Annotated in this window: 20 protein-coding genes; all 20 read right to left on the reverse strand. The window is 50.2% G+C overall.

Annotated features, from left to right (window positions below; translation table 11 throughout):
• Positions 1-6: 6 nt before the first annotated feature.
• The 20 genes from SALLO_RS18210 to pseB all read right to left on the reverse strand — a co-directional run bounded on the left by SALLO_RS18210 (position 7) and on the right by pseB (position 17779).
• The gene (locus tag SALLO_RS18210; RefSeq protein ID WP_169577917.1) at positions 7-858 is read right to left on the reverse strand and encodes a sulfotransferase domain-containing protein; all 852 of its coding nucleotides are present in this window, start codon (positions 856-858) and stop codon (positions 7-9) included.
• Positions 848-1972, reverse strand: coding sequence for a glycosyltransferase family protein (locus tag SALLO_RS17835; RefSeq protein ID WP_022836122.1), 1125 nt, complete (start codon positions 1970-1972; stop codon positions 848-850). Before SALLO_RS17835 ends, SALLO_RS18210 begins: the two co-directional genes overlap by 11 nt.
• On the reverse strand, positions 1969-2754 hold the full coding sequence (locus tag SALLO_RS0109755; protein ID WP_084696242.1) for an FkbM family methyltransferase: 786 nt from the start codon (positions 2752-2754) through the stop codon (positions 1969-1971). The genes SALLO_RS17835 and SALLO_RS0109755 overlap by 4 nt, the downstream gene beginning before the upstream one ends.
• Positions 2755-2908: 154 nt before the next feature.
• On the reverse strand, positions 2909-3742 hold the full coding sequence (locus tag SALLO_RS18215; protein ID WP_084696243.1) for a sulfotransferase domain-containing protein: 834 nt from the start codon (positions 3740-3742) through the stop codon (positions 2909-2911).
• A 20-nt stretch (positions 3743-3762) separates the two neighbouring features.
• Positions 3763-4230, reverse strand: coding sequence for a glycosyltransferase family 2 protein (locus SALLO_RS18450; RefSeq protein WP_157621386.1), 468 nt, complete (start codon positions 4228-4230; stop codon positions 3763-3765).
• A gap of 72 nt (positions 4231-4302) precedes the next feature.
• A complete protein-coding gene (locus SALLO_RS18220; protein ID WP_169577918.1) occupies positions 4303-5130 on the reverse strand; it encodes a glycosyltransferase family 2 protein in 828 nt (275 codons plus the stop codon).
• A 168-nt stretch (positions 5131-5298) separates the two neighbouring features.
• On the reverse strand, positions 5299-6201 hold the full coding sequence (locus tag SALLO_RS16490) for a glycosyltransferase family 4 protein (protein WP_040605753.1): 903 nt from the start codon (positions 6199-6201) through the stop codon (positions 5299-5301).
• 251 nt (positions 6202-6452) lie between these two features.
• Entirely contained in the window at positions 6453-7334 is an 882-nt protein-coding gene (locus tag SALLO_RS18225; protein WP_084696245.1) for an alpha-1,2-fucosyltransferase, read from the reverse strand.
• Between the two features lie 71 nt (positions 7335-7405).
• A complete protein-coding gene (locus SALLO_RS0109775) occupies positions 7406-7990 on the reverse strand; it encodes a hypothetical protein (RefSeq protein WP_022836127.1) in 585 nt (194 codons plus the stop codon).
• 33 nt (positions 7991-8023) lie between these two features.
• A complete protein-coding gene (locus SALLO_RS0109780; protein WP_211214087.1) occupies positions 8024-8350 on the reverse strand; it encodes a glycosyltransferase in 327 nt (108 codons plus the stop codon).
• Positions 8351-8677: 327 nt separating this feature from the next.
• Positions 8678-9955 (reverse strand): hypothetical protein, encoded by a 1278-nt coding sequence (locus SALLO_RS18455; RefSeq protein ID WP_157621388.1) that lies wholly within the window; start codon positions 9953-9955, stop codon positions 8678-8680.
• Between the two features lie 140 nt (positions 9956-10095).
• Positions 10096-10275 (reverse strand): hypothetical protein, encoded by a 180-nt coding sequence (locus tag SALLO_RS18460; RefSeq protein ID WP_157621390.1) that lies wholly within the window; start codon positions 10273-10275, stop codon positions 10096-10098.
• Between the two features lie 126 nt (positions 10276-10401).
• The gene (locus SALLO_RS18635; protein ID WP_169577919.1) at positions 10402-10656 is read right to left on the reverse strand and encodes a glycosyltransferase family protein; all 255 of its coding nucleotides are present in this window, start codon (positions 10654-10656) and stop codon (positions 10402-10404) included.
• Positions 10657-10670: 14 nt separating this feature from the next.
• A complete protein-coding gene (gene pseI / locus SALLO_RS0109790; RefSeq protein WP_040605755.1) occupies positions 10671-11735 on the reverse strand; it encodes a pseudaminic acid synthase in 1065 nt (354 codons plus the stop codon).
• Positions 11736-11753: 18 nt separating this feature from the next.
• Entirely contained in the window at positions 11754-12434 is a 681-nt protein-coding gene (locus SALLO_RS0109795; protein ID WP_022836131.1) for a PIG-L deacetylase family protein, read from the reverse strand.
• A 19-nt stretch (positions 12435-12453) separates the two neighbouring features.
• On the reverse strand, positions 12454-13149 hold the full coding sequence (locus SALLO_RS0109800) for a methionyl-tRNA formyltransferase (RefSeq protein ID WP_022836132.1): 696 nt from the start codon (positions 13147-13149) through the stop codon (positions 12454-12456).
• A gap of 13 nt (positions 13150-13162) precedes the next feature.
• Positions 13163-14761 carry a UDP-2,4-diacetamido-2,4,6-trideoxy-beta-L-altropyranose hydrolase gene (gene pseG / locus SALLO_RS18230; RefSeq protein WP_084696246.1) on the reverse strand — a complete coding sequence of 533 codons (1599 nt, stop codon included), beginning with the start codon at positions 14759-14761 and terminating at the stop codon, positions 13163-13165.
• Positions 14755-15492 carry a cytidylyltransferase domain-containing protein gene (locus SALLO_RS0109810; protein ID WP_169577920.1) on the reverse strand — a complete coding sequence of 246 codons (738 nt, stop codon included), beginning with the start codon at positions 15490-15492 and terminating at the stop codon, positions 14755-14757. The genes pseG and SALLO_RS0109810 overlap by 7 nt, the downstream gene beginning before the upstream one ends.
• Positions 15493-15506: 14 nt before the next feature.
• On the reverse strand, positions 15507-16712 hold the full coding sequence (gene pseC / locus SALLO_RS0109815; RefSeq protein WP_407689959.1) for a UDP-4-amino-4,6-dideoxy-N-acetyl-beta-L-altrosamine transaminase: 1206 nt from the start codon (positions 16710-16712) through the stop codon (positions 15507-15509).
• A 38-nt stretch (positions 16713-16750) separates the two neighbouring features.
• A complete protein-coding gene (pseB, locus tag SALLO_RS0109820) occupies positions 16751-17779 on the reverse strand; it encodes a UDP-N-acetylglucosamine 4,6-dehydratase (inverting) (protein ID WP_022836135.1) in 1029 nt (342 codons plus the stop codon).
• Positions 17780-17887 lie beyond the last annotated feature (108 nt).

Consider the following 17887-nt stretch of genomic DNA (forward strand, 5'->3'; position numbering starts at 1 on the left):
ACAACTTCAGTTCCAATGGGAAAAGTCAAGTTCTGCCTCTAACTCGGTGCGTCTGATCGTTGGCTGGTAGATTTTCTGGAGATACTGCTTATCTGCGTTAGTAAGCTTTGGGCGGCTTCCACGGAGGAAAATCTGTTTCCCTTTGCTACGCAGTGTATATGCAACTTTAGGAGCTACTGACTCTATTCTGTGCTCCACACCTTTCCAAACACCTTTTGCCCAAGAGAAAGCAGTAGGGGACGATGGGTGCTGCGTAACATTCTGCCTCTTGACAGGAAGCTCAGGATGTTCATTCGGGTCTACTCCGATAAACCGATCTACTCTCTCTACCAGCATGCGCGCATCTTCACGCAAGTCGCGATATCGTAGAATGAGAAGTTGATCTTCATCGAAGTACATTTTGAAGCGCTTCAGATGTTTATGGTACTCACCATACTGGATGATCTCATGACGAAGCGGATGCCCCTCATTTCGTATAAAGGTTCCGAAATCTGTTCCGGCTGGCAAAATACCTGTTGAGAGGTAAAACCAGAATGCGGAGTATGCGCGATCAACTGGGTTACGCAACACGAAGACTAACTTAACATCTGGAAGCCTCTCACAAATACGTTCGGGCGCCTCAGGCGTCGGCATGGTCCGTGTGGAGGCCTCGCCAACAGCTGATTCGCCGTTGTGGTGAGCAAAGTTCGACTCGAACCATTTCCATCCTCGGTCAAAGCGCCAGTTAAAAAATTCAGTCTCCTTTGGACGACTCATGCATATGTCTGGATGCTGCTGCAAAGCGGCATAGAGTGCTGTCGTACCCGCCTTCTGAGCACCACAGATCAGGAAAGTGGGGAGTGCATTTCTAATTTGCACAAGCTTCGCCAATTATCTGGTAGAACACATCTCCCGCTTTTGCGGAATGGGCAGATGCCTTATACAGTTCGTAGGCATTTTTCCCAACACCCATAGAAAAGTTTAGGTAAGAGCTTCGGTCATCCTTATTTTCTATTGTTTTAATTCTGTGGTAATGAACACCCTCTTTCCAAAGTTGGCTTGCATTCATACTATCTCGAAGTCCAATGAATGTTGGTATGCCATAAGCAGCATAGGCAGCCAAGCTTCCTGACTTCGTAAATGCTTCCGGATTACGGCATACAAATCCGGCCTTCGCATTCTTCAGATAGTTCTGAATTTCCTGAATCGGAAGAAAGCCCTTCACTGTGACTCGATCGTGACCAATAAATTTAAGCAGTGATTCGTCAGGTTTCGGCCCAACATCTACCAATTCGGGTACTTTAAGCATGTCAAGCACTCGAGCTACGTGCTTCCCGTACTGACTGTATAGTGCATTCTTGCCTGTCCCACCAAACACCACCGCATACGCGGCCCGCTCGTTCCAAGAGGGCACCTGCTCGGGCTCTCCCACATTCGAGAACACCGGTTGCACGCGCACGGACGCCTCCTCCGAAACGTAACGACGCAGCCAGGTCGCGGACTTCACCCGATTCGTAACGACGGCGCCACTCAATTGCGCCAACTGCGCCGCTACATACCGTTGCACCGGTGAGACCCAGAACGCGCTGGTCCAGGGCGGACCGCTGGCATACAGCTCATGAAACATCGTAACCAGCGGCAGCCCACCGCGTCCACAGGCCTGCTGCAATCCCCGCAGTAGCCACAGCGGGGCGCCGCGCTTCGCGTAGCCGTAGCCCGAGTATTCCAGCAGCACGGCCACGCGATCGCTTCCTTGCGCCGCCTCACGCAGCGCCGCGGCCAACGCCTCATCCGCACACGTACCGCTGAGATCCACCGTCGGGAAGTTCGCTTCGGGCGCCGGCGCATCCGGCGTCCACCCAGCCCGGATGAGCACCGGCTCTACGGCCCCATCGGACACCTCCACCAGCCGCCGGGTCAGGATCGCGGTGTAGTCGGCGATCCCGCCTACGGTCGGGGGGAGTTCTGGGGTGATGTGGATGAGACGAGTCATACTGACTTTCTACTCTCGGGGGTCGCCCAGTGGTCACTTCCGAGCATACTAAGCTCATAATTGAGTTGACGAAGGTACGATAGAGGAGCCTCCTTCGCAATTCCTAATTCTGCGGCGCGTGGCTCATTGTGCTCAAAACAGATGTGCCTAATCTTCTTGGCACGAAGCAGCTTTTCAGCACCCTGTATGACCCAAGTATCAGCGCCCTCCACATCAACCTTCAACAAGTTGATGGGCTCTTCTACGATATCATCGATGCGAACCTGCGGAACTTTGACCGTTTTTTCCGTCCGGCTTTTCGCTATTCTTCCCCAACCCGTCTCAGACTCTGGACCAAGATCAAATTCAACTTCACCTTCCTGCTTGCCCGCGGCTGCTCGTACAATTGAGATCTGTTCACCCAACTGGTTGCGCTGAACATTTTCCTTAAGGAGAGGAAGCACACGTGGCGAGGCTTCAATTGCTATAACCTTGTTTCTTGGCGACTGTGCAGCCCAAAGAAGAGAAAAATAACCAATGTTGGCACCAACATCCACGAAAAGCCCCCCTCTGCTCTTTGCGAGCTGAACCACTTTACGTGACAGCAACTTCTCATAGTACTCAAGGAAAGCAATTTGCCCGTGCATCCGATCTTTTGGATCCAGGCGCATACGTATACCAGGGGCATATTCCAGCGGTGCATTCTCATACAGAAAATGCCACCGCTCATTTGGTGGATAAATAAATCGGTGGTAAAGAGAGGATTTTATATTTTCTGGTAAAATTTTTAAAATTTGATTCATTATATTAAAATTATTTATTTGATATTTGTATTAGTATTAACAAACAAAGCCTATACATTTATAAATTGAGAGAAAGCTGCCTGTTTTGAGTGTAATACCTGCTGTTTGGGAAATACAGAACAGTGAGAAGCTCATCTCGATACCGGTTCCACATTCACTCGTAGCCCAGCTTACGCACGATGCCACGGTACTCTCGGTCAAATGCATTTGCAACGCGGTCCGTAAAGTGGTCTCTCCAATCTCCAGATTTTCCTTTTCTATAATGGCTTTTCTTACCGTCTCGGCGTTTCAAATCTCGCTTTTTGACTTTCTTAAACTCATGATACGCCATAATACTTTTGAAAATATTAGTGTGTACATGACCTTCTTTCCGGATATGCGTCGGCACACTGTTGCCTAAGCGGTGATTTAGCGCGTAAAGGAGCCGGTTCATTTTCTGCGTTAACCATGGGATTGGGCCAGACGACTGGACGGTAAGTCCGAGATGGGTCAGAATACGGCGGAATGATTCAGATGGACTTGCTGTAAGCTCTTCCATTTTTATTTCGAGTATGTGTTTTTGATTGTAATCCCATTTGTACATATTGATCATATTTTGCTTGCTGAACTGAATTTCTTTCAATAGCCCGTTCTCTTTTGAAAGTGACTCTAGTTGTTCTCTATGAGACTTCAACACCTGCCAGTTATCTGTACCATGTGTATAAAGATGAGAATAATATGCTGAAACCAAAACATCACGCGGATCGCGAACTACGTGAAAACCGCGGTGGGGTCGTAGTTTTTTAACCTCACTGATTCGTGCATTCGTAAATGCAAGAAATTCTATATCTTTTTCACGCACAACAGCATCAAGGCCGCGAAATGAGGAGTAATTACCTACGCCATGAAATGTGTAGTGGTTGCACCCCGTGTGAAAGCAGACTTCTCGGACAATTGAGTTGGTCCATCCTGTAGCACATTTATGGTGACTATAATAAGCAAACCGCATATCTTAATTTATTTATTGGTTTAGCTACGAGATGAAATACTAAGAGCGACAATTCCAACTGCTTTTATTACACCACCAACCAAAAAGGCAATATAAGAAGACAGCCCGCAACCTTTATGAGTCAAGAAGTGGCCATACACATCATCGAAGGCAGCGAAAACAGGACTCAGAAGATAACCAACTCTGAACTCTTGAATCTTGTCAGGATGCTTTTTTGCAAATCGATACCAGCCCCGGAACTCACGAAGCTGTCGATTAAATATCGCTTCCGGGCTTTGAACACGCCAGGGATGAACAACCGCTGCATCTTTTACAAACACAGTTGAAAATCCCGCCTTTGAAACACGGATTTTAAAGTCCATATCTTCGAGCGCAAACGGATAGGACTCATCGAATCCATCAAGCTGACTAAACACATCAGATCGAGCAGAAAAATTGCACGACCAAAGCCGTCCGCCTTCTGTGTTAATCGGAGCGTACCAGGCCATGTTTTTCGTGGGCTTTTTGCATAATTTATTATTATCCTTTTACTTGATAATATGAATCAAAATATGTTTTTGCTATCTTACATTACTACATTTTATCTTCAAAATAATAAAAGACTTGAAAAGTGAAGCTGCTTTCGAAAATACTTCTTTCTTATTGCTCTTACCGATTACGAAACGTGCAGCTTCTTTAAGCAGGGCACTTACGGCTCCAATGAAGTAGTTCCGGTTGAAGAGACACAGCTCTTCGGGGTATTTTTCGTAATAACGCCTCCAAGAAACTACCTTTTTCAATTGGCTAAGCAGTGTCCCCATACGTCGCCACGGGTGAACCACGAGCGCGGACTCTACAAACCAAAGGTCACCTCCGCTCATGAGCACGCGCTTTCTAAAGTCAACGTCTTCTACAGCTGCTGACGGATACAGTTCGTCGAAGCCTCCGACCTTATCAAATGCTTTGCGCGGAATAGCGAAGTTACAGGACCAAAGCTTTCCGCCCTTCAGGTTCAGCGGGGCTTCCCAGCCAGGTCCGGGTTTAGGGCCATTCGCAATTGTTTTACCTTCAAGAATCGTATTGGCAGGTGCCTCCATATGGTGCGCAAAGGCGGCTAACCACTTTGCGTCTGGAATACAGTCGTCATCCGTAAAGACCAACCACTCGCCTTTTGCATACCGAGCTCCATTATTTCGATTCGCAGCAGGGCCTTGTCCCGGGGCTGGCACCCATCGCGCCCAGTCATAGTTTTCTTTTACCAGTTGCTCGGTTTCACTTCCTTCGCCCTCATCATCAGTCACAATGACCTCATACTGATCAAACGGCAACGTCTGCGCCCCCGGTACCAGCTGATCCAGGCAACGGGCCAGATCATCCGGACGCTGGTAGGTAGGAATGATAACGCTCATCAGGAGACTCATTGTCTGATACACCGCTTGATAACTGATAGGATACGCTCAGATGCAATGGAATCGTTGCAGCGCATTAAAACTTACGCTGTACGTGCCGACTTTTTCATTTGCATGAAGTACTTGTTTGAATGCAAGTTGTTGTGATAGGCAAAATATCGCCTGATTTTACCGCTCACGTTCTGCAACTGCTCTGTACATTTCAATGTAATCTGCTTTCAACTGTCCCCAATCAAACATCTCGTACGCGCGTCTCTGATTCGATGTCCCTAGATCACCTCGCAGCGCCTCATCATCGGCCATCTGCTCGATTTGGGTGGCTAGCCTGCCCGGCTTATCCATCGCAACAAGTCCCGGATTGGTCTCCCCAAGAATCCATTCCGTGTTAGGGGTCGGATGCGCAAGCACGGGGCGCTCCGCCGCCATTGCCTCAATGTACACGCGCCCGAACCCCTCGTGCAGGCTACAGAGCGCAAATAGATCAGCCGCTCGATATACGGCAGGCATCTGGTCGTATGAGACGGTGTCGAATTGATACGAAGCGTCTGAAAGCTTTTCTTTGGCCAGTGCCTTTACGTCCCGCGTTTCTTTCCCTTCTTTCTGCCCGACCATCCAGAAGAAGTACTCCGATGGATCAAGCCGGGCCGCTTCCCGAACCAGCCAGTCCATACGCTTGTGATGCGTATTGATTGCGCCAACCGAAAGCACAATGGTGCGGTCTTTCGGGAGATCAAACTGGTCCTTCAGGTCGAGATTAGCGGATTGCTTGCTGGCCTCAAAGCAGCTGCAGTTGAGACCGTACGGTACCAAAAACAGACGATCCTCAGGAAATCCTGCCTCCAGCGCCTGTCGCTTCTGCATAGGCGTCAAAACCTGCACATAGTCAAACCGCATGTAGTGCTCAGGAGACATCGGTCCGCCATTTGAAAACAGGAGCGTGAAGTCTCCGCCCAATCGCTCGCGTAGCTTGTAGAGGACGCGGACTGGTACACTTTCACTGAAGTGAATGATCGGCTGATCTTGCTGATACGCGGCCTTGATGATAGGTAGGCTAAAGACCAAGCTCTCCATGAAGTACCGGCGTCCACGCGGTACGTTGAACGGAAATTTGTCATACAATTGAGAATTCCGGCGGGGCGCCCAAACAACTTGCCCTCCCTCGACAACATCATCACCGCGGCCTTGAAAGAGCGTGACGCGGAGCTCAGAGACTTCGTTAACAGTCTCGTACAACTCACGTGTGAAAGTTTCGAACCCGCGATTTATGTAGCCAAGACCAGAACAGTAATATATTACGTTCATACTTGTATTTACTATTTATTTTATATTACTTTCACAAAACCCATATGACGGCCAATAAACTGATTTAAGGGCATAGAACTGGGTACGAACAGGTATTTTTCTTTGTTTGGATTTATCCAATGTGCCCAAAGACTGAAAGTGCTGTCTGGTATGATATTTATTCTGAATCTAGACATCAACAACATATCTTCGTGTGGCCTTTCTTTATTTTCATCCACGAAATAATCAATGTAACTCTCGTCTATGTTTCTCTTGCACCACTCTATATCGTCTGAGAAAACAAATACCTCAGGTTTTTTTATTATTTTTTTTGCTTTTTTTAACGCTTTTTTGTAGTAAGGACTAAAAGTGGCATATTTATTATTTTTCTCTCCAATTTTTAATCTATCTCCTCTCCTTATGTGTATAGAGATTGCATTTTTGAAATTGATGTCTTTGTTTTTTATTTTTTCTTTCATTTTTTTATTAACAGTATATTGTATCTTTTCCACCGTCGGCTCAACATATTTATAGTCAAGCCAGTAGCCAAGTAAATACACATCACCATCAAATCGATTTATTCTTTTTATTTTTTCTTTTATTCCCATATTCATTTCTCCCTCATAAAAGAAGCCAGGACTTGGGTGCCCTCTTGTCACTTTTCTATAAATTTTTTTTGCGCTAGGAATTACACCTCTCTTTGTGATTCTGAAATACTCTTTTTCTTTTTTAGATGCGTATTTTAGATTAAAACCTAGTTTATCAAGAAGAAAATCTCTGTCATCGTACTCCGGATGTTGGTTTCCATCGTACCAATCTGTGACTATTTTTAGTTCCTCTTTTCTTTCTTGGGCAACACGTAACCCAAAAGCATACTGGAAAAGTTGATTCCCGAGACCGTGTCTTAACTCCAACACTACCATATGCTACATGTTTTTGTTATTGTTTGCTTCTAGGGTGCAATAATAACAGCCGATTACGGCCATAGCATTTGTTAGATACGCATTGCCCTCTTACAAGGCACGTCTGTGTCAAATCGGTCGTTGCGCGTAACGGCGTCGTGGCGCTGCAGGTTCGCGATGCCGTTGTATCCAATCGTGTTGTTCATCGCGGCGGCGACGGTGGTGACCCACTCGGTTAGTTGGGCATTGGGCGTTGGAGACGTGTTGAACCGGGCGTGGGTTTCCCCGGAGACGGCGATGCCGTGAATCACGTCGTTCCGTACTGTCCTAAGGGTGCGGAGCTGATCGAGTGCGTTGCGTCCGATGCTGCGCTGTGCGGCCGGGTCGGCCTCGGGGCGTTTGTGGCGGCCCATGATACGCTGGAACGATGGCGTCTCGTTGGTGCTGTACCGGTCGAAGTCGCTGCGCCAGTGGTCGGGGTCGCGATCCTGGGATGCGATGTACCGCTTCACGTGGCTCCAGTGGAGGGCGTGCGGATCGGTGCGGAGGACGAAGGCGACCCGGTTGCGCATCTGGACGTCCATCTTGGTGTACAGGAGCGTGAATGCATCGAACGTGCGGGGCGGGTCGAGGGACAGGAGCGTGCGCGGGGGTTCGAGATAAGCGTGGAGGGTCATGAAGCCGATGGAGGATTTGCAGCAGCGGTTCGCTTATGCCAGCAGGGATCGGTACAACTGTTCGTACGCTCGCGCTTGCACCGCCAACGTATATTTGGCTTCGACAACCTCTCGACACCGATGTCCCATCTGCTCGCGGCCCGACTCGCTCTGCCAGAAGTCAATGTCTGCATCGTAGCGCTGCAAGATGCCGACCGTCTCATCCTCGCTGCCTCCATCCATGACGATGCACTCTAAGTTAGGATATTCCAGCAAGAACACTAAGCGGATCGTGGCTTCGATAAACCGGCCTTGATTATAACTGGGCATAACGACCGTTACTTTGAGAGATTCATTGATGTTATCAGATACAGAAGGCAAAGACTTTGTTTGAGGCCAAGTCTACCGCATAGCGCTTTGGTTATAACTGGGCGTTACAATACTGGTTTTCGGCCAGGGCGACCCGTCGGGCTGTGTCTCGGGAAGTGGGTCGCTCTGCTCCGTGCACGGCCAGCCGGTTTTGACGGAAGGGTGAGCGAGGAGGTCTTACAGGGTGGGTTAGGGCATATCGGTGTTCGTTAAATGCAATCGACCAAGGTTGCAGGCAGCTTGTTTAAATTATGCCTTTGAGTCAATAAAAATTGGTCTGTAAGCTGCTTTTTCATTCTAGATATAACCTGACTATCACTGCTTTGGCTTCTAAAGATCCTAATTTTTTATTTCAGCATGTACGAACTTTTGAAACTGATGCTTGATGTAATTGTTTTTTACCCATTTTGGTCTTTCATAGTCAACCGTCTTCTTGATTGCCTCTTCTAATTCAGACACATTCTCAAAGAACTCGGCACCCTTGCTCACTCCATTAATTTCGAGTTGTTCAGATTTACCGTATAACAGATTAGGCACGCTAAGTTTGTTTGCAACAACGATTGAACCCGAACTTACTGTCACATGAGTCTTTGACCTCCGCAGCAAATTCTGTAGTGAGGCTTCATCCGCGTCATATATTTTATAATCACATGCTCCGCCTCGCATCATGTGTTCAACGGTCGATTTGTCTTTTTTGCTATCAAAAGGATGCATTTTTACACATATTTTTTTTGATTGATCCAAATTAGATATCAATTCAAACACTTTGCTAAATCTGTCATCTTTATGTGATGCATGGATTTGACTTGTCACCAAAATATCAAATTCGAAAGGGTCTTTTGGGATTTGTTTTTTTGATTCTGCAACCAAACCATACATTTCTAAAAACCCGATGCTATAGCAGCTTTCATTGATGCAAAAGTAACTTTTCATCTCCTCATTCCAGAAAAGCTGCACGTCAGATATTAATGGTAAATTTACCTTTCCTATTATTCCGTGTGGATAGTGGATAGTTTTTACGTCATTCTCTTCTGCATATTTTATTAGAGATGATGTTGGAAGCCAATCTTCATTGATGACAACGACTCCTTGTAATTTTCTCAAGTCTATGGATATCTTGTCTTGATTGATTTTCACTTCTTTGTAGGAGTGGAGCATCTTCGGTAGCGAACGCAACACGTGACTCCAATTTTGTCTACTACTGGGATTAAGTTTTACAATAAACCAAATGAAGAAAGTCATAAAACTTAATAGCACACTAATATGCTCTTGAATACTGGTTCGTGCCCATTTCTTGCATAGGTTTAAGGTTGATATATTATTTTTTTCAAATAGAGATGAAATGGAGTTTATTATTTGACGGTAGTGTGGGGCGTCAACTGTGTTTGCAACAAGAACAGAAGGCAGTCCTTGAGAGACTTCCCCAATACTGTATGATTGGTGACTGGGGTAAAGGGCTCTTTTCAGCGATCGAAGTGAGGCACGCCAAGAAGGAGGTCTACTGTACAACGACGAAAACAAAATTGCGAATAGCATTTTTTCATTTTCAGACACACGCTTTTTAGCTATACTCTTGGCTTTCTTGAAAACAATTTTGCTTGTGGGTTTATTTTTCACTTGTGTTTACCTTAATAACTACAGTGCCAGTATACCATTTTTGTTAATCCTGAAACCATCAGAAATTCAGATACACTTTGGTAATGTTTAGAAGTCTATGCACTGAATTATGACTTGCCTTTTCGCTCATTCACATACGCCTAGTCATCGGCATACTCGGTGCGGAGAAATGATTCCGTCGCTTCCGGTAGGGTGAATAGGGTATTCCCATAGTTTGTAAGGCGGTGCTGGCATAAGGCTTGTGGCGTGACGTTGAAGCGGCGAAACAGACGGTTGTTGAGGGTGGGCACAAGTGGTACCTTTTTCAGTCCTCCGTTCATACGGTTCAAAGTGCGAAGCAGACGGACTTGTTCTTGGCTTCGCACTCCGACGTTTCGCTTTGTCTGGTCGATTTTGTTGGCTCGGAGGATATACCAGGGAATCGGCATGGCGATTTCAAGAAGGTCTCACTCGTTTCCGCGTCTTGGTCTTGAACTACTGCAGGGCTTTGCGTCGGATTTGATTACAGCTGCCGCAACCCGCATATCCACCTCATCATCCACATCCACCGCCCGCTCCTTTGGCATCGGATACGCCACTGTCTCGTGTTGAAGAAAGGTCCCGTCGTTTCGCAATGCCTCCGTCTCTCCCACGTACACCGCTCCGTTGAGGGCATACGTCGGCGGGGCGTCTTGGCGGCGGGGGATGCGTTCGGTCTCCATGATGATGCGCAGCCTCATCCCACGTGCGTCCATTCAAGCGGCACTCCCCGCTCAAGATCCTTCGCGGCCCGTTTGCCCAGGACTTCTTCGTAGTAACGTGTATGCAGTCCATGGCCCGGACGAATACTGCGGACATTGTCTTTGGTAAAAGGTTGCCCTGCTTTCACGTCTTGGACTACGAACAGCGAACGACGGAACACCCCGCTTTCGGCTTCTTTGCCTCGGGTGCCATACTGCACGGTACCTATTGCTTGCTCTGTTTTGCGGACCGCACGGACCATCTCTTTGAACTCGCGGGGCTCCAACGAGAACCCGCTATCCGGACCTTCATCGTCTCGCGAAAGGGTGAGGTGCTTCTCGATGATACGTGCGCCCAAGGCCACGGCTGCAACCGGGATCTCTGTGCCCAATGTGTGGTCAGACAGGCCCGTGGCGACGTCAAACGTTTCGGACAGGTGCGGAATACGGCGTAGGTGCATGTCTTCAGGCGAAGCCGGGTACGAACTGGTGCATGCCAGCAGGGCGAGTTCGGTCCCTCCTGCTGTCCGAAAGGCGTGAACGGCCTCGTCAATCTCCGCGAGCGTGGCCATGCCCGTCGACATGATGAGCGGCTTGCCTGTGGCGGCGATCTTTCGAATCAGTGGAAGATCAACATTTTCAAATGAGCCGAGCTTATAGACTGGCACCTCCAGTTTCTCCAGAAAGTCTACCGCCGTCGGGTCAAACGGAGTCGAGAAAAAGTCCAGCCCGCAGTCATAGGCTGCCTCTTGAAGATCCGCGTGCCACTCCCAGGGCGTGTATGCCTCTTCGTACAGATCGTAGAGCGTGCGCCCGTCCCAGATGGTTCCCTCAATCTGAAAGGGCTCCTTATCGCAGTCAATCGTGATCGTATCGGGCGTGTAGGTCTGGAGTTTAATCGCATCGGCTCCCGCCTCTGCCGCTGCCTGCACGATGTCCACCGCACGGTCGAAGTCGTGATGATGGTTGGCTGACATCTCGGCGATGATATAGGTTGGCTCTGTAGCGCCTACCTTTTTAGTTCCTATCGTCATGGATTGTTGATTGGACAGGGGAATCATACGCAAGTTATATAAAGGTTACTCTATTGAACGGACAAGATGAAAGGCCTCAGCGGCATTTACACCAACCGTCCGTCCCCAATGCTGTGCAATTGATCTCAGGGCCTTCGGGGAGCGGGGATGCGGATAGGGACGGGCCTCGCTTTCGTACGCTTGCATCGAGCGTATTTTAGTCTCCAATGTGTCACTGATATCGACAAACGTATTTGGGTGGAACGGCGGATCAAATTTCTGAAAAGCCCACTCGGTTGAGGAGGCAACTTCATACGAGTATACGGTGGCCACCGGGTGATCCGCCATTGGACGCGTTGCTGTCAATGTGGCTCGATATACCACATTATGATCAATATTCAGATCTCCACCGTGCTGTGTAAACACAGTTTCAGGCTCGATCTTTGAAATCAAGTCCTCAATGATTTTAATCACCTCAAGTAGAGGCACGGTATCAAACCGGTTATCCGGCAGATCATACGTGAAGATATCCTTTGCGCCAAGCATCTCAGCAACCGTTCGGCTCGTGGCCTGCAAAGCCTTCAACTGCTCTTTTTCGGCGTCGTCTCGGCTATCATGCCGGGAGGTAATGCCTTCCCCCAAAATTGCGATATATACGTCTTTTCCCTCTGCAGCTCGGCGCGCAATGGTTCCTCCACATCCGAGTACTTCATCATCCGGGTGTGCAGCAATTACTAATGTAGCCATACATCTACTTGCTTGCTATTTATTGATCCGTGGGTAAAATAGTCACTGTAGCTTCAATGCGCCTATCGTATCGAGATGCTCGCCTAAACTCGAACCTGAATCCACCTTCTTCAATGAAGGCAGGAGGATATCCTTCCGCATCCAACATCCGAATGAAATCAAAAAGTGCCTCCAGTGACTTCACTTCACTGATTTCGCTCTGCTCAGGTCGGCGTCTTTGAAAAACGACCGGATCCCCTTTCTGCGGATCGGGCTCTATCTCTTTTTCGATGATCGTTTGAATCATCGACGCTGAGAGCTTACTTGAGCGTATGAACACTTCTTCCGCTGTACTTCCTTCGAGCGAAAGATCTCGCTTGAGGTAAACGGGACCAGCATCAAGTTTAGGGACCATGCGCAGGGCAGTCAGCTTTGTTTCTCGGTGCCCACGGACAATCAAGTTCTGTAGGGGACTTCCGCCCCGTCCATATGGAACGTCCGTCATATGAAAGCACACGCACTCATAGGTATTCACAATCTCTTCAGGGACGATGTGTGACCAGTGTAAAAAGAAGATGTATCGAGGATTTACCTGTGATACCCATTTTAGCGTTAGATCGTCCGATGAATCAATGAATATCCAATGGCCAGGGAAATTGGAGATTTGACTTTCAAATACTTGGCGGTTCCATGGATTTGATCCTGCAACTGCATATACGGTTTTACTGCTACTCATTGCTCTTTTTATATTAGTCAGATGATGAAGCTATATAGCAATACGATTCTTGGCCTTTCATAGAACTCTTCCCATGATAAGCATATCCAGCTTTTTCGAAGGCTCGACAGGAAGCGATGTTATCGATTTTTATATATGCATGAACTTGATTTAAGTCAGATAAGTCTAAAAACTTGCCTGTGCCTTCCTTAATTATTTTGGTACCGAATCCTTTGCCATGCTGGTCAGGATCGACGTGAACATCTACAACTGACCTCTCATCCTCAACGTCAAACCGGATCTGCCCGACCGGGTCGCCTCCAAACTCTGCAATATAGATCGTGCAGTCGTCGCTCGCTCGTTTTCGCCGAAACCACTCCTTGTGATCTTCCCAAGGGATCTCCCCCGTGTTATAGGACTGCCTGCGCACCTCAGGGTCGTTCGCCCACTCCCAGAGCCGCCTGCAGTCTGAATCCTCAACAGGACGTAGAGTGAGGGCTGCACTCTCGCCTTGAGCAAACCCATCGGCTTCTTGGTCATCCGGTCTTCTCATACTGGTCTCTATGCCGCTCGGCGCATTGCCATGATCGGTATGATGGGCTGCTCGTATGGTATCGATCACACGTTGAACGCCCTTGCCATCCACTAGATACTGCGCGGACTGAGCCATCTGGAGTCGTTTATTATCATTGAGGAGAAGGGCGTGAAACGCCGCTTCCAAGTCATGGGGGGTTACCTCGGCGTGCCACCCCAGGTTCACGGAGGCGCCTGCTTCATCAAGCCCTTCGGCAATGCCGCGCTGGTTCTCGGCCAGGATGACAATGACGCTCGGAAGGCCCATAAATGCCAGTTCCCAACACGTGCTTCCACCAGCCGACACAGCCATGTCGTGTTGTGCCATCAATGCGGCCATGTTGCTCACGTCCTCCCGGAGTGTCATCGGCTGATCGGCATGAGCAATCGCTCTGGCGATGGCGTCCCGGTGAGGGTTGCTCCCTCCAACAACAACGGTCACCTCCAGTGGAACCGAATGTTCAATCGCATCCAATGCCCGGATAACGTCCGTGGTCACGTTGTCGGGGTCTCCGCCGCCCAAGGTTACCAGAATACGCCGGGGCGGCAGGGTTGGCTCACGGTGCGTGCCGCGCCAGGGCCAAAACTCTTTCCGCAGAAGTGCAAATTGGGGACCCAGAAGCAATGTGGTATGATCTGCACGATCTGCGTATAGCGAGGCGTCCGCGTCAATATTTTGGTTCAAAACCAGGTCGGCGGCATAATGAGACGCGTGTCCGTAGTCGTCCAATGCAAGAACACGGAATCCTTGGTCTCGAATCTCTGCTTGGTAATCGCCATCAAAGTGATATCCATCGATGACGACCCAGGAGGCATTCGCTTCCCTTGCTAGGCGTGCCGTGTGTTCTGCATCGCGTAGGCTGCCCGGAGGCACAGCACAGGACGTCCCCTGAATCCCCTCTGCTTGAAGGCGCTTCTGAAGGGCAGGCGTCACATTTCCACAGAAGGCAACCTGTCCGCCCTGTGCCATCCATTCCTGGGCCAGCGCCAGGCACCGCATCACATGGCCGGTTCCCATCTCCGGGGAGGCGTCGGCGCGAATGAGAAGGGGATCTAACATGACTTCTGCTCCACATGTTGGTTGATTGAAGCGAGTCCGTCGTGCGTCTCAACAAGCCGGACAACGTCTTCGTAGGAGGCTGTTTCTGTTTTGGCCCCAAGCATTTCGTATATGCGACGAACCAGTATCAAATCCTCTTCTTCGTCCACCGTCCACCTCAGCCCCGCTCGATTATTGTTCGCCGTAACCGAGCACAATGCAAAATCCTCCGAATGCTTCCGAATGTATCGGGTTACATGTTCGCGATCTGCGGGATCGGATGCCATCGAATGCACGCGGCGTAGCGCGCTACAGGAGATCACCTCGGTATCGAGACCACGCGGGTACGTTCGCTCGATGGTATTCGCTGCGTAGTCGCAAGAGGTTTCTACAAACGTCTGAATTACATTTTCGGACACATCAGGCATCAACAGGGGGCAATCCGATGTAATTCGGACAACCGCATCGGCATCATATGCCTCTGCGGCATCCACATACCTTTCGAGCACGTCGGACTCTGAACCCCGAATAAAGGGGATTTGTTGGCTTTCGAGATGCTCAATGAGTGGTTTTTCCTTGTCGAGGACGGACGTTGCAACAACCACTTGATCAACACTGGAGATGCGGCGGGCACGTCGTACAACCCAATCAATCATCGGGCGCCCTGCGATGTCACGCAGCACCTTTCCTGGAAGCCGCGTCGACCCCATGCGCGCCTGTATGACAGCAACGATGTTCATGTCGGTCTCCATATCGGCCTCAGCCATCAAGCACGGTAAGCGGCCATGACTTTTTCAACGGCATTGACGGTATCACGAACATCTCCGTCTGTCATCCGCGGAAACACCGGCAGCGTCAAGATCCGCTCGTATGCCGCCTCCGCATTGGGGCACAGTCCTTCCTTCGTGTCAAACCGCTTGCGGTAGAACGGATGATAGTGGACGGGAATGTAGTGGACGTTGACGCCAATTCCTTCCGCACGGAGGGCATCAAACACCGTGGAGCGATCGACAGACAGGGCATCCAGATTGAGTTGAACGACGTACAGATGATATGCACACGTGGCATCCTCGCGCATGTGGAGGGGCTGAATGCCATCGAGTGATGCAAACGCCTCGTCGTACTGCGCAGCAATCGCCTGGCGCCGCTCCGTCCACTCTGGCACCTTTGCAAGTTGCGAACGGCCCAGCGCACACTGGAAGTCCGTCAGGCGGTAGTTGTAGCCCAGATCGGGCATTTCATAGAACCACGACCCTTGCTCTGACCGCTCGTGGTGGGTGGTGGTGATGCCGTGATTCCGAAACTCACGCATCCGCCGGGCAGCCTCGGCATCGTCCGTGGTAATCATGCCGCCTTCCCCCGTCGTCATATTCTTGACCGGATGGAAGCTGAATGTGTTAAAGTCGGCGAGAGCCCCCACCGGACGTCCATTGAACTCGGCTCCAATGGCATGGCACGCATCGTCGTGCAGAACCAGGTCGTGCGCGTCCGCCAACTGGCGCAGCTCGTCGTAGCGACACGGCTGACCGGCGTAATCCACGCCCACGATGATTTTGGTCCGCTCCGTAATCTTCTTCGCCACATCCTCTGGATCAATCAGCAGCGTGTCGGGCCGAACATCCGCAAACACCGGCGTTCCGCCCTGAAAGACCACGCTGTTGGCGGTGGCCGCGAACGTGAGCGTCGGCACAATCACCTCATCGCCCGGCCCAACCCCCACGGCGTGCATCGCAGCATGCAGAGCGGCTGTGCCATTCGAGACTGCAACCGCCTCCTCCGCACCGACAAACGCGGCGAAGTCTTTTTCAAAGGCATCCACCATTGGGCCGGTGGTCAGCCAGTCGGACCGAAGGACATCTGCAACGGCGTTAATGTCGTCCTCGCGGATCGTTTGTCCCCCGTAGGGAAGCAAATCGTTCCGAACGGGAGGGCCGCCCTCCACTGCGAGTTGCGTTTCTGCCTGGGTCGATATACTCATTTGAGCGTATTGTCTTGGTGCGCGGGCGTCGGCTATTCGGAGGTCCCGTTCGTTGTGGCGTAATCGGCTTCATCCAGCCCGATCATGGCACGAAGCTCCTCTGCGGTTAACCAGCGATCGTTGTTGTCGCTGCTGTATATGAACTGATCCTCGCACCAGATCCCTCCGTTGCGCTCCTGATAGCCGTCTGTATCCCAGCGGTGAAAGGTCGGCAGGATCGTAAAGTAGTCATCAAACTCCAGCGTGTGACGCGAGACGTTGCGGGGCACCATGACCTCGTGGAGTTTCTCCCCAGGACGAATGCCAACGACTTCTTGCTTGCACTCAGGGGCAATCGCGCGGCCAAGATCCGTCACCTTCATGCTGGGAATCTTCGGAACAAATACTTCTCCTCCCTCCATACGCTCCAGGTTATCCAGCACAAAGTCAACCGCCTGCTCCAACGTAATCCAGAACCGCGTCATGCGGGGATCTGTGATCGGGAGCGTGCCGGTTTTTCGCTTCTCCAAGAAGAATGGGATGACGCTCCCCCGGCTTCCAGCGACGTTGCCGTAGCGCACAACACTAAACCGCGTTCCGTCCTGGCCGGAATAGTTGTTTCCGGCAACGAAGAGCTTATCCGAACATAGTTTTGTTGCGCCGTACAGGTTGACTGGATTTGCGCCTTTGTCCGTGCTGAGGGCAACGACGCGATCCACCCCACAGTCAATCGCCGCATCGATGACATTCGCACCTCCCATCACGTTGGTTTTAATCGGCTCGATGGGATTGTACTCGGCGGCCGGCACACGCTTCAGTGCCGCAGCATGGACCACGATGTCCACCCCACGAAACGCACGGTACAGCCGGTCTTTATCGCGCACATCGCCGATAAAATACCGGAGGCACTCGTGCTCCCGAGGCGAGAAGCGCTGCTTCATTTTGGCCTGCTTCAGTTCATCGCGGCTCAAAATGATCAACCGTTCCGGATCATATCGGTCCAAGACCATGTCCGTGAATTTTTTCCCGAACGATCCGGTGCCGCCCGTGATGAGAATATGTTTGCCGTTTAAATCGGTCATTCGTTGCGTGGTGTCAGTTGAGATGAATCGGTTGTTCGTCAAGCAATGATCGCGGTGTCGCTTCGGCCTCTACTTTTTAATGATGGACGCCCTCGGCACATCACATAC

It is taken from the genome of Salisaeta longa DSM 21114, assembly GCF_000419585.1.
Taxonomy (GTDB): Bacteria; Bacteroidota; Rhodothermia; order Rhodothermales; family Salinibacteraceae; genus Salisaeta; species Salisaeta longa.